Source organism: Spiribacter pallidus (assembly GCF_040838495.1).
In the GTDB taxonomy this organism is placed as follows: domain Bacteria; phylum Pseudomonadota; class Gammaproteobacteria; order Nitrococcales; family Nitrococcaceae; genus Spiribacter; species Spiribacter pallidus.
In genome coordinates this window covers 215,054-227,264 of record NZ_JBAKFM010000002.1, presented here as the reverse complement: position 1 = coordinate 227,264, position 12,211 = coordinate 215,054, and the positions used below count along the sequence as shown (strand labels likewise).

The window sequence follows — 12,211 nt, the reverse complement described above, 5'->3', positions numbered from 1 at the left end:
CGACTCCCTTGTCGAAACCGATCCGGCCATGACCGCTTGGCCATGGAAACGCTTTTGAGTAACGTACTCGTGATTCTTTCAGGGGCAAAGGGGTTCCCATGGGTTTTCTCACCAACCGCAAGGCGCTGGTCGTCGGCGTCGCCAGCAACCGTTCGATCGCCTGGGGTGTGGCCAAGGCCATGCACGAGCAGGGCGCCGAGATCGCGCTGACCTACCAGACCGAAAAGCTCAAGGCCCGGGTCGAACAGTGCTCGCAGGCCTGCGGCGGGGGGCCGGTGATGCCACTGGATGTCACCGATGACGCCCAGATCGAGGCCGTGTTCAAAGAACTCGAGTCCACCTGGGGGCATCTGGATATTTTGGTCCATGCGGTTGGCTTTGCCCCGCGGGAAGAGCTGGAAGGCTCATTCGTTGATAACACCACCCGGGGCGGCTACGCCATGGCCCATGACATCAGTGCCTACAGCTTTTTGGCGCTGGCCCGGGGCGCCCGCCCGCTGATGCAGGGGCGGAACGCCAGTCTGCTGACACTCACCTACCTGGGCGGCGAGCGGGCGTTGCCCAACTACAACGTAATGGGCCCTGCCAAGGCGAGCCTGGAGGCATCGGTGCGATACATGGCCAACGACCTGGGCCCGGAGGGCATTCGCGTCAACGCCGTCTCCGCTGGGCCCATCCGCACGCTGGCGGCGTCGGGCATTGGTGACTTTCGCAAGATGCTCGACTACAACGCCGCCTCGGCGCCGATGCGCCGCAACGTCGACATCGATGAGGTCGGCAACGCCAGCGCCTTCCTCTGCTCGGAGCTGGCCTCGGGGATTACCGGCGAGGTGGTCCACGTCGATGGCGGATTCCACGCTGTGGCGCTGTCGAGCAGCATGCTCGACAGCCAATAACCCCACGGCAGCGGGTCAGATGTTGTCTTCGTAGACCCGCACCTCGGCGGCTTCGCGCAGCGCGGCGCGGACCGCCCGCATGCTCACCTGCCCGTCCAGATCGTTGAGTGAGCGACGCAGTTGCTCGCGCTGCTCGGCGCTGAGTGACTGCGGGTCACCGTTTTCCACCGCTTCGACGGTCACCACCGCCCAGCCGTCGACGGTCCGAGCCATCCGCGATACCCCCTGGCCGGCGGCATCCGCCGCCAGCCGGAACCCCGCCTCACGCACACCGGCCGGTAACTCGCGGTCGTTGCGCCGACTCCAGCGTGGTCCGTTGACGGATGCCGCTTCGACTTCATCGGCGGCGGCCTGCATGGACCGACCCGCCGACAACGCCTCGCGGATGCGCTGGGCGTCCGCCCGCGCTTGGGCCTCGGCCTTTTCCTCAACCACCGCCGCGCGCACCGAATCACGCACCTGCTCGAGAGGCTGCAGCGCGGCCGGCTTGTAGTCCTCGACCCGGATCACTGCATAGCGGCCCTGCGAGAGCTCGAGCAGATCGCTGTTCTCTCGGCGCTCCAGGACCCCTTCGCTGAAAGCGGCCTCGAGCACGGCGGACTGGGCGCCGATCCCTTCTTCGGTGCCCTCGCGGGGTATCCAGCCGCTTTGCTTGACCTCAACGCCCAGCGCCTCGGCGGCGGGCGTCAGTCGCTGCGGGTTCTCGAAGGCGAGCGTCTCAAGCTCGTTGCCAAGCTCAAAGACCTGGCGCTCGGCCCGCTCTCGGGCAATCTCATCGCGGATGCTGTCGCGCCGCTCGGCCAGCGGCGCCAGTTCCGCGGCCTGGATGTCGGTGACCTCGATGATGTGAAACCCGAACTGGGTCCGTACCGGCTCGCTGATCTCACCCGGATCAAGTGCCCATGCCGCCTCCGCAAAGCCATCCACCACGTCTGTCCGCTCGAGCACACCCAGACTGCCACCATTGGCGGCCGATCCGGTGTCATCCGAGACCGCCTCGGCCACCTGCGCAAACGACTCGCCGGCAAGAATGCGCTCTCGGGCGGCCATCGCCGCCTCCCGGGCAGCTTCTACCGCAGCGGCATCGGCCTCGGCATCCACCGCCACCAGGACATGGCGGATTGCCCTGGATGACTCGGCCTGCACCTGCGCCTGACGCTCGGCATAGCGATCATTGATGGCTTGCTCGTCGACGGAAATAGACTCGGCCAATACCGCGGGATCCAGAGCCACATAGCGCAGCTGGACCTGCTCGGGCTGTCGGTAGCGATCGGGATTGGCCTCGTAGTGTGCCTCGAGATCGGCTTCGGTCACGCTGACGCGGTCGCGGTAGCGATCGAGCGATAGGGTTACCCAACGCAGCTCACGCCGCTGCCGTTGCAGGGCAATGACCCGGTCGAGTGCCGGGTCGGGGGTAAAGCTGCTGGCCCGCAGGCTTCGCTGCAGCAGCGACAGGGCCAGATCCCGGCGCAACTGCCCCTCGTAGCGCTCGGGGGTCAGCCCGTTTTGCTGGAGCACCCGCCGATAGCGATCGGCCGAAAACGCGCCATCGACCTGGAAGATCTCCTGGCTTCGCACGGCGTCGGCCACATCCTTGTCACTCACCCGCAGACCATTTGCCCGGACATAGCCAAGCAGCACCTGCCGGTCGATCAACTGCTGCAGGGTCTCGCGGCGGAGCTGATCATTGTCAAAGAGCGCCGGATCGAACTGATCACCCAGCATCCGCCGCAGCTCGGCCTGCCGCTGTTGGAAGGCCTGATCGAGCTGCGACCGGCTGATCTCCTCGCCGTTTACCTCGGCCACGGTCTGCGGCCCTCCGCCACCGCTGACATAACCGTAGAGGCTGGAGATCACAAAGGGCACCACCAGCAGGACCAGCACCGAGATGGCCAGTCCGATTCCCATGCGATCACGTATCGATTGGAGCATGATTGGTTTTCCGTAAAATCAAAAAGGCGCCAATTGGCGCCTTCCTGATGATGGGATGATGTGGCGGAGCGGACGGGATTTGAACCCGCGACCTCCGGCGTGACAGGCCGGCATTCTAACCAGCTGAACTACCGCTCCGTATTCTTTTTGGTGGGTGGTGAGGGGCTCGAACCCCCGACATTCGCCTTGTAAGGGCGACGCTCTCCCAACTGAGCTAACCACCCGGGAAAGCGGCGCTTAGTTTACTGCATCCTTGAGCGCCTTGCCAGCCTTGAAGCCCGGCACTTTCGACGCGGCGATGTTGATGGTGGCGCCGGTGCGCGGGTTGCGGCCGGTGCGAGCAGCCCGCTCGCGGACAGTGAAAGTGCCAAAGCCGACCAGTGTGACCTGGTCACCCTTTTTCAGCGCGCCGGTGACGGTTGACGCGAAAGCGTCAACGGCCTTGGTGGCATCGGCTTTGGACAGGCCCGCGGCCTCGGCGACAGCGTCGATAAGCTCAGACTTGTTCATGGATCGAATCCCCTTAAATGTTTATTACGATTGACGTCGTTCCCGACGAATTCACTGTGCACTGTTCTTGAGACAACAGGCTGACATGAAGTGGCCGTTCAGGTGCCCCGCTTACGCGCGCTCTCTGCGACACATCATGCACAACCCCGGTATAGCAACGGCTCTGCGGCGCTGTCAAACAAAAGCGCCAAAAACCTGGGCCTAATGACGCCTCAACGACGGGGCTTCCGCTTCGTTGGAGGCCACCGCCTTGGCGGGTGTCTCGCCATCATCCACCCTGGGTGTCGGCTGCTGCGTGAGCGCCACACCAAGCACTTCATCGATCCAGCGCACCGGCCGGATATCCAGTTTGCCTTTGAGATCTTTGGGAATCTCGGCGAGGTCCTTTTCGTTTTCTTGCGGGATCAACACCGTGGTGATCCCCCCACGCAACGCGGCCAGGAGCTTTTCCTTGAGCCCGCCGATGGGCAACACCTCGCCGCGCAGGGTGATCTCGCCGGTCATCGCCACATTGGCGGCCACGGGAATCCCTGTCAGCGCCGAGACCAGGGCGGTACACATGCCGATCCCGGCACTCGGACCGTCCTTGGGGATGGCGCCCTCGGGTACATGGATGTGGATGTCGTTGTCCTGATGGAAGCCCGGGTCGATGCCCAGCACCTCGGTACGCGCCCGCACCACCGTCAGCGCAGCGTGGATGGACTCTTTCATCACATCGCCCAGCTGACCGGTGTTCTGCAGTTTGCCCTTGCCCGGCATCACCGCGCCCTCGATGGTCAAAAGCTCGCCGCCCACCTCGGTCCAGGCAAGCCCGGTCACCCGGCCGATCTGGTCGCTGGTCTCGGCCACCCCGTAGCGGTAACGCCGCACACCCAGGTATTTATCGAGATTGCGCGGTGTGATTTGCACCGCCCGGTCCCGCGGCTTGAGCAACACATCCTTGACCACCCGGCGGGCGATCTTGGCGACCTCGCGCTCCATGCTGCGTACACCGGCTTCGCGGGTGTAGTACCGGGCGATGTCCCGCAGTGCGTTGTCGCTGACCTCGAGCTCGCCGTTTTTGAGCCCGTTGGCCTTGAGTTGCTTGGGCAGCAGGTAACTGCGCGCGATGTTGACCTTCTCTTCTTCGGTATAGCCGGACAGCCGGATCACCTCCATGCGATCGAGCAGCGGCTCGGGGATATTCATGGTGTTCGCGGTACAGACGAACATCACATCCGAGAGGTCGAAATCGACTTCAAGGTAGTGGTCGTTGAACGTGGCGTTCTGTTCGGGGTCGAGCACCTCGAGTAGCGCCGATGCCGGATCACCGCGGAAGTCCATCGCCATCTTGTCGATTTCATCGAGCAAGAACAGCGGATTGCGTGTACCCACCTTGGCGAGCTTCTGAACGATCTTGCCCGGCAGCGAGCCGATATAGGTGCGGCGGTGGCCGCGTATCTCGGCCTCGTCGCGCACGCCCCCCAGCGACATGCGCACGAACTTGCGGTTAATCGACCGGGCGATGGACTCGCCGAGCGAGGTCTTACCGACCCCGGGGGGGCCGACCAGACAGAGGATCGGCCCTTTGAGCTTGCGCACCCGCTGCTGGACCGCCAGATACTCGAGGATCCGTTCTTTGACCTTTTCAAGGCCGTAGTGATCGGCATCCAGTACCGACTCGGCGTGGCCGAGATCGTGGCGAACGCGGCTGCGTTTTTTCCACGGCAGCGAGAGCATCCACTCGAGATAGCTCCGCACGACGGTGGCCTCGGCGGACATCGGCGACATCATGCGCAGCTTGCCGAGCTCCTGGTCACATTTCTCCCGCGCCTCTTTGGACATGCCCGAGGCCTCGATCTTCTGTTCGAGGTCTTCGATTTCGTTGGGCACATCCTCGAGCTCGCCAAGCTCTTTCTGGATGGCCTTCATCTGCTCGTTGAGGTAGTACTCGCGCTGGGACTTCTCCATCTGCTGTTTGACGCGTCCGCGGATGCGCTTTTCCACCTGCAGGATATCCAGCTCGCCTTCGATCAGCGCCATGAGATGCTCGAGCCGGGCCTGCACCCCGGCCATCTCGAGGATGCGCTGTTTCTCGTCGATCTTCAGGCTCATGTGCGCCGCGACGGTATCGGCCAGACGGCTGGGCTCGTCGATCCCCTGCAGCGACGAGAGGATTTCCGGTGGCACCTTCTTGTTGAGCTTTACATACTGCTCGAACAGCGAGAGCAGCGAGCGGGTCATGACCTCCAGCTCTTGCTCGTCCTCGCCGCCTTCCTCCGGCATGGCGGTCACCGTCGCCTGGTAGTGGTCGGCATCGACCCGCAGGTCACGGACCCCCACCCGTTCGGCGCCTTCAACCAGCACTTTGACGGTGCCATCGGGCAGTTTGAGCATCTGCAGGATGTTGGCCATGGTGCCGACCGAGTAGATGTTATCCGGCGAGGGATCATCCATCTCGGCGCTGTGCTGCGCCACCAGCAGGATGCGTTTGTCTACCGCCATGGCCGCCTCGAGGGCCTCGATGGATTTCTCCCGACCGACAAAAAGCGGGATCACCATGTGGGGGTAGACCACGACGTCACGGAGCGGCAGCGCCGGTGTCTCGGCACCGGCCGCCGGAATGATTGGCTCACTCATGGATTGCCTCTTGGGGGTCGAGCCCCGGCGGCGGCTCAGTCAGATGCCGCCGCCGACTGCTCGGACCCGTCATAGATGAGATAGGGGGGCGTCTCGCCGCGAATGACCGCATCATCCACCACCACCTTGCTGACGTTCTCGAGCGACGGCAGGTCATACATGGTATCGAGCAGTACATGTTCAACCAATGTCCGCAGCCCCCGAGCACCGGTGTTGCGGGCAATCGCCTTGCGGGCAACCTCGAACAGGGCTTCGTCCCGGAATTCGAGCTCAACGCCCTCCATCTCGAACAGCCGCCGGAACTGCTTGACCAGCGCATTACGCGGCTCGCGGAGGATCTGGACCAGCGCCTCTTCGTCGAGCTCTTCCAGGGTCGCCACCACCGGCAGACGGCCGACAAACTCGGGAATCAGCCCGTAGCGGACCAGGTCCTCGGGCTCGACATCGCGGAGGGTCTCACCCACCGCCTTGCGCTGGCTCTCGCCCTTGATCTCGGCGGAAAAGCCGATCCCGCCCTTCTCGGAGCGCTGCTGGATGACCTTCTCGAGGCCCGCGAATGCGCCGCCGCAGATGAACAGGATGTTGCCGGTATCCACCTGCAGAAATTCCTGCTGGGGGTGCTTGCGCCCGCCCTGGGGCGGCACCGACGCGGTGGTCCCTTCGATGAGCTTGAGCAACGCCTGCTGCACGCCTTCGCCGGAGACATCCCGGGTAATGGACGGGTTCTCGGCCTTGCGCGAGACCTTGTCGATTTCGTCGATGTAGACGATGCCCCGCTGGGCCTTGTCGACATCGTAATCGCAACGCTGCAAGAGCTTCTGGATGATGTTCTCGACGTCCTCACCCACATACCCCGCCTCGGTCAGGGTCGTCGCATCGGCGATGGTGAACGGCACATCCAGCAACCGCGCCAGCGTCTCGGCCAGCAGTGTCTTGCCCGACCCGGTCGGCCCGATCAACAGGATGTTGCTCTTGCTGAGCTCGACATCCTCTTTGCCCTGTGCCGCCTGCATGCGCTTGTAGTGGTTGTAGACCGCCACGGACAGGACCTTTTTGGCGTGATCCTGACCGATGACGTGCTCATCCAGGGTGCTTTTGATCTCTTGGGGTTTGGGAAGGCCCGCGTCGCCTTCGCCGACCTTCTCTTCCATCTCTTCGCGAATGATGTCGTTGCAGAGCTCGACACATTCGTCGCAGACAAAAACCGAAGGCCCTGCGATGAGCTTGCGCACCTCATGCTGGCTCTTGCCGCAGAATGAGCAGTAGAGCAGCTTGCCGTTATCGTCGCGACCGCCGTTGTCTCTGTCAGTCATGGGCTACCTTTGCGCCGTAGGAAGTGGGACAGTTCCGACGATGCCCGCTTTTAGCGGGTCACGCAACCGCGTTAATCCGTGGGCAGGCTACTGCGGTCGGCGAGCACCTGATCGATAATCCCGTAATCGCGGGCCGCCTCGGGGGCCATGAAATTATCCCGCTCGGTGTCTTCGGCGATCTTCTCGAGCTTCTGCCCGGTGTGGTGGGCGAGAATCTGATTCAGTCGCTCGCGCATGCTCAGGATCTCGCGGGCATGGATGTCGATATCCGTGGCCTGACCCTGAAAACCGCCCAGCGGCTGGTGGATCATCACCCGCGAGTTGGGCAGCCCAAAGCGCTTGCCCGCCGCGCCGCCGGCGAGCAGCAACGACCCCATACTCGCGGCCTGGCCGATGCAGACAGTGCTGATATCCGGCTTGATGAACTGCATCGTGTCGTAGATCGCCAGTCCCGCAGTGACCACGCCGCCGGGGCTGTTGATGTAGAAGTGGATATCCTTGTCCGGATTCTCCGACTCCAAAAACAGAAGCTGTGCAATCAGCAGGTTGGCCTGGTGATCCTCTACCGGCCCGACCAGAAAGATCACCCGCTCTTTGAGCAGGCGCGAGTAGATATCGAAGGCGCGCTCGCCGCGGGAGGTCTGTTCCACCACCATCGGCACGAGGCCGGTGGCCATGGGGCTATCTTCGCGGTGCTCGTTGTTCATCAACGTTTTGACTCCCGGCCGCTTATTCGGCCTTGGCGTTGTCTTCATCCTCGACACCACTGGTCAGGGCGTCGAGACTCATTGGTTTGTCCGTCACGGTGGCCTGTTCGGTCACCCAGTCCACAACCTGGTCTTCCATGACCTGCAACTGCAGGCTTTGCATCATCTCTTGGTTCTGCAAGTAGTACTGCATCACCTGCTCCGGCTGCTCGTACCCCGATGCGACCCGCTGTAGGGCCTGCTGCATGCGTTCCGGCTCCAGCTCGATGCCGTTGGCGCGGACGATTTCGTTGACCAGCAGCCCCAGCTTGACCCGTCGCCGGGCCTCGCTCTCGAACTGATCCGCCGGCAGCTCGGGCTCGTCACCCTCGGCACCCGACTGCCGCATCCGCTCGCGGGCCTGTTGCCGGAGCTGGTCGATCTCGCTGTCCACCAGTGTCTGCGGCAGTTCAATGTCGTTTTGCTCGACAAGCGCCTCCATGACCTGATTCTTGACCCGGGTCCGGGTTGCCTGATCGCGCTCGCGCTCGAGGCTCTCGGTGATGCGCTGACGAAGCCCGTCGATGCCGCCATCGATACCCAGCTTCTCGGCGAACGCCTCATCGGCATCGGGCAGCTCTGCTGCCTCGACCTTTTTCACCGTCACCTCGAAGGCCGCCTCATTGCCGGCAATCGCCGGGTCGGGAAACCCTTCCGGAAACGTGTAGGTCACGGTTTTGGTCTCGCCTGCTTGCATCCCGACAAGCTGTTGCTCGAAGGGTTCCGGCATCTGCCCCTCGCCCAGCGGCACCGGCACATCTTCGCCGCTGTTGCCCTCAAAGTCCTCGCCATCGATCTTGCCCTCAAAATCGATGGTGACCTGGTCGCCCTCGGCGGCGGCCCGGTCGACCTCGGCGTACTCGGCGTGCTGTTTGCGCAAACGATCCAGGATCCGGTCGACGTCCGCGGCCTCGATATCCACCACCGGTCGGGTCAGCTCGATGCTCTCGATGCCACTGACCTCGATATCGGGGATCACCTCGAAGGCCGCCTCGTATTCGATGTCACTGCCCTCTTCGAGATTGACCGGCTCGATCTGCGGGCTACCGGCGGGCCGGAGCGATTCCTGCTCGAGTGCCTCGGCATAGGTCTGTCGGACCACCTCGTCGAGGACCTCGCCCCGCACCTGGGGGCCGTAGCGCTTGGCCACCACCTTCATCGGCACCTTGCCGGGCCGGAACCCCTGCAGACGGACCTGACCGCGCATTTCGCGGAGCTTTTTATCCACCTGCTCATCGACCCGCTCGGACGGGACCTGAACCTTCAACTTACGCTTCAGGCCCTCGCCCGCCTCTACCGATACTTGCATCGCCCACCTCTAGTGACTGGTGCGAAAGGCGAGACTCGAACTCGCACGGGGGACTACCCCACTGGGACCTAAACCCAGCGCGTCTACCAGTTCCGCCACTTTCGCGCTTGTAAACCCAATCCATCATCATACCGGCAAGGGGGCAGGCAAGAAACCTCAGCGCGCCTGACTACGGCGCCGCATCAGCCATTTGTGCCCTTCTGCCACCAGGATGATTGGCAGACTGACCACAATGGCCAGAAGCCAGGCCCCGGGGCCGAGTGGCTGGGTTTCAAAGATCACCTGCATGGGCGGCAGATAGGTAAAAACAAGCTGTGCCGCGACGATAATCGCGATGGCCAGCCAGACCCTGGCATTCCCGGTGAGACCGCTGGTGTTCAGGATCCCCGTGTGCAGCCGCCGCGATGAGAACAAAAACCAGATTTCGAACAGTACCAGGGTGTTCACCGCAAGCGTTCGCGCTTCTGCAAGCGGCCGCCCATCTGCAAGCTCGCGGGCGAACAGGGCCAATGTGCCCGCGACCATGCATACCGCAACAATCAGAATCCGCACCAGTATGACCCGGGGAATGAGCGGCGCCGATGGCGACCGTGGAGCGCGGGCCATGACATCGTCCTCGGGCGGCTCGAAGGCCAACGACAATGCCAGCGTCACGGCGGTGATCATGTTGACCCAGAGAATTTGCGCCGGCGTGATGGGCAGCATCCAGCCGGCCAGCACCGCCACCACCAGCAACAGCGCCTGCGCCGCGTTGGTGGGCAGCAGAAACGCAATCGATTTGACGATATTGTCATAGATCACCCGGCCCTCATGAACCGCCGCCTCGATGGTGGCGAAGTTGTCATCGGCCAGAACGATTTCCGCGGCCTCGCGGGCGGCATCGGTGCCACCGTGCCCCATCGCCACGCCGACATCCGAGCGCTTCAGGGCCGGGGCGTCATTCACCCCGTCACCGGTCATGGCGACCACCTCGCCCTGGCTTTGCAGCGCCTGTACCAGCCTGAGCTTGACCCGGGGCGAGACGCGGGCAAACACCGAGTGCTGGGCGGCGCAGCGCGACAGGGCCTCGTCATCCATCGCCTCGAGTGCTTCGCCGGTGATCCCCCGCTCGTCGTCGCCGATGCCAAGCTGACGGCCGATGGCGGCCGCCGTCACGGCGTGGTCGCCGGTGATCATCTTCACCCGCATTCCCGCTTCGTGGCAGGTCTTCACCGCTGCGATCGCCTCCTCGCGCGGCGGGTCGATGATGCCGACCAACCCGATCAGCGTCAGACCATCGATCCGCGACGGGTCATCGAGGTCAACCCCACCGGGGGCGGTCTGCCGGGCGATGGCCAGCAGCCGCAGGCCGTCAGCGGCCATGGCCTCGGCCTGCCGGTGCCAGGCTGCCTCATCCAGCGGCTCGGTCCCATCGACGCCCAGCACCTGCTTGCAGCGGGGCACAACGGCCTCGGGCGCGCCCTTGACCATCAGCACCTGTCCTTCGCCATCGTCGGTGCCGTGGAGGGTTGCCATGAAGCGATGCGTGGAATCGAAGGGCAAACCGTCGACCCGCGGATGCGCCGAGCGCAGTGCCCGCAGCTCGACGTCCTGGGCCTTGGCAAAGTGCAGCAATGCCACTTCCATGGGATCGCCACTGACCCTGACCTGGCCCTCGCTGTTGGCATGGACATCGGCGTCGGAACAAAGCACCACGGCGCGGGATAACGCGTCGACCACCGATGCCGGGGCCGGCTCCTGGGCCCGGGCTGCCTCGAGCGCCAGTGTCTTGTCATCCACCCGGTGGAGACCGTCACCCAGCAACACGGCGCGGACCGCCATCTCGTTGAGGGTCAGGGTGCCGGTCTTGTCCGAGCAGATGACACTCACTGCACCCAGCGTCTCGACCGCCGGCAGTCGTCGCACGATGGCCTTGCGTCTGGCCAGCCGCTGAACGCCAAGCGCCAGGGTGATGGTGACAATGGCGGGTAGCCCCTCGGGGATGGCCGCGACAATCAACGCCACCGCGGCAAGGAACATCTCGACGACCGAAAAACCATGCACCAGGATGCCGGCGAGCGCGGTAAACGCCCCGGCGCCGAGAATGATCGCGGCAAGGCGTTTGCCCAGCCGGGCCAGATCCCGGAGCAACGGCGTTGTCACCGACTCGACCGACGAGAGCATCGCGGTGACCTCGCCCAGCGCGGTGGCATCTGCGGTCTCGACCACCACGCCGGCACCCTCGCCACGGGTCACCAGCGTGCCGGCATAGGCCATGCACCGCCGGTCGCCGATGGAGGCCTCGGCAGAGACCGGTTCGACGGACTTGCTCGCCGGCACCGACTCACCGGTCAACGCCGACTCGTCGATCGCCAGCCCCCGGGTTGTGACAAGCCGGATGTCGGCCGAAATCTTTGACCCGGGCTCGAGGATGACCATGTCTCCGGGGACCAGCTGCGAGGCATCGATGGTCTGGCGGCGATTGTCCCTCCGGACCGTCGCCTGCGGTGCGAGCAACCCGCGAATGGCGGCCAGGGCCTGTTCGGCGCGGCCTTCCTGGATAAAGCCGATGACCCCGTTGATCAGAACGACCGCCGCGATAACGCCGGCATCAAGAAAATGGCCGAGCACAGCGGTGATCACCGCCGCGACGATGAGCAGCTGGATGAGGAGGTTGTCGAACTGGCTGATCAGCCGCCGCAAGCCGCTGCGTTGGGCCACGCGACGTTGTCGGTTTTCACCAAAGCGCTCGAGCCGGGGAGCGATCTGTGCTTGATCCAGCCCCCCACGGCCGGTCTGCAATGCCTCGAGCACCTCTTCGGCGTCAAGCGTATGCCAGGCTTCATGGCGCCTGATGCCGGCGTCTTGCCGCTGCGATTGATGGGCCTGCATGGGCATCCCTCGCCG

The 12,211-nt window shown here is 64.0% G+C and carries 8 protein-coding genes and 3 tRNA genes; 1 reads left to right on the top strand and 10 read right to left on the bottom strand.

All coding sequences use genetic code 11. The features are described 5' to 3' along the window. Window positions 1-98: 98 nt before the first annotated feature. Window positions 99-896 (top strand): enoyl-ACP reductase FabI, encoded by a 798-nt coding sequence (locus tag V6X73_RS04450; RefSeq protein WP_367958807.1) that lies wholly within the window; start codon window positions 99-101, stop codon window positions 894-896. A 15-nt stretch (window positions 897-911) separates the two neighbouring features. Here the strand turns inward: V6X73_RS04450 and V6X73_RS04445 are convergent, their stop codons facing one another. The 10 genes from V6X73_RS04445 to V6X73_RS04400 all read right to left on the bottom strand — a co-directional run bounded on the left by V6X73_RS04445 (window position 912) and on the right by V6X73_RS04400 (window position 12,196). Beyond that, on the bottom strand, window positions 912-2,828 hold the full coding sequence (locus tag V6X73_RS04445; protein WP_367958808.1) for a SurA N-terminal domain-containing protein: 1,917 nt from the start codon (window positions 2,826-2,828) through the stop codon (window positions 912-914). Window positions 2,829-2,889: 61 nt separating this feature from the next. After that, window positions 2,890-2,966: transfer RNA gene (locus tag V6X73_RS04440), tRNA-Asp, on the bottom strand. 10 nt (window positions 2,967-2,976) lie between these two features. Further along, window positions 2,977-3,052, bottom strand: a tRNA-Val gene (locus V6X73_RS04435). Between the two features lie 13 nt (window positions 3,053-3,065). Next, complete coding sequence (locus V6X73_RS04430) at window positions 3,066-3,338, bottom strand: HU family DNA-binding protein (RefSeq protein WP_367958809.1); 273 nt, start codon at window positions 3,336-3,338, stop codon at window positions 3,066-3,068. Window positions 3,339-3,539: 201 nt separating this feature from the next. Next, window positions 3,540-5,957 (bottom strand): endopeptidase La, encoded by a 2,418-nt coding sequence (lon, locus tag V6X73_RS04425; RefSeq protein ID WP_367958810.1) that lies wholly within the window; start codon window positions 5,955-5,957, stop codon window positions 3,540-3,542. Window positions 5,958-5,992: 35 nt separating this feature from the next. Further along, window positions 5,993-7,270, bottom strand: a complete 1,278-nt coding sequence (clpX, locus tag V6X73_RS04420) for an ATP-dependent Clp protease ATP-binding subunit ClpX (protein ID WP_367958811.1) — start codon at window positions 7,268-7,270, stop codon at window positions 5,993-5,995. A gap of 71 nt (window positions 7,271-7,341) precedes the next feature. Then, a complete protein-coding gene (gene clpP, locus V6X73_RS04415; RefSeq protein ID WP_367958812.1) occupies window positions 7,342-7,977 on the bottom strand; it encodes an ATP-dependent Clp endopeptidase proteolytic subunit ClpP in 636 nt (211 codons plus the stop codon). A gap of 22 nt (window positions 7,978-7,999) precedes the next feature. Beyond that, the gene (tig, locus tag V6X73_RS04410; RefSeq protein ID WP_367958813.1) at window positions 8,000-9,325 is read right to left on the bottom strand and encodes a trigger factor; all 1,326 of its coding nucleotides are present in this window, start codon (window positions 9,323-9,325) and stop codon (window positions 8,000-8,002) included. Between the two features lie 17 nt (window positions 9,326-9,342). Further along, a tRNA-Leu gene (locus V6X73_RS04405) sits at window positions 9,343-9,430 on the bottom strand. Between the two features lie 51 nt (window positions 9,431-9,481). Continuing rightward, a complete protein-coding gene (locus V6X73_RS04400; protein ID WP_367958814.1) occupies window positions 9,482-12,196 on the bottom strand; it encodes a cation-translocating P-type ATPase in 2,715 nt (904 codons plus the stop codon). Window positions 12,197-12,211: the final 15 nt, after the last annotated feature.

Bases quoted from the DNA above. Each gene is read 5' to 3' on its own strand.
- clpX (WP_367958811.1), bottom strand. From the start codon at position 7,270: ATGACTGACAGAGACAACGGCGGTCGCGACGATAACGGCAAGCTGCTC.
- lon (WP_367958810.1), bottom strand. From the start codon at position 5,957: ATGAGTGAGCCAATCATTCCGGCGGCCGGTGCCGAGACACCGGCGCTG.
- tig (WP_367958813.1), bottom strand. From the start codon at position 9,325: ATGCAAGTATCGGTAGAGGCGGGCGAGGGCCTGAAGCGTAAGTTGAAG.
- V6X73_RS04450 (WP_367958807.1), top strand. From the start codon at position 99: ATGGGTTTTCTCACCAACCGCAAGGCGCTGGTCGTCGGCGTCGCCAGC.
- V6X73_RS04400 (WP_367958814.1), bottom strand. From the start codon at position 12,196: ATGCAGGCCCATCAATCGCAGCGGCAAGACGCCGGCATCAGGCGCCAT.
- clpP (WP_367958812.1), bottom strand. From the start codon at position 7,977: ATGAACAACGAGCACCGCGAAGATAGCCCCATGGCCACCGGCCTCGTG.
- V6X73_RS04430 (WP_367958809.1), bottom strand. From the start codon at position 3,338: ATGAACAAGTCTGAGCTTATCGACGCTGTCGCCGAGGCCGCGGGCCTG.
- V6X73_RS04445 (WP_367958808.1), bottom strand. From the start codon at position 2,828: ATGCTCCAATCGATACGTGATCGCATGGGAATCGGACTGGCCATCTCG.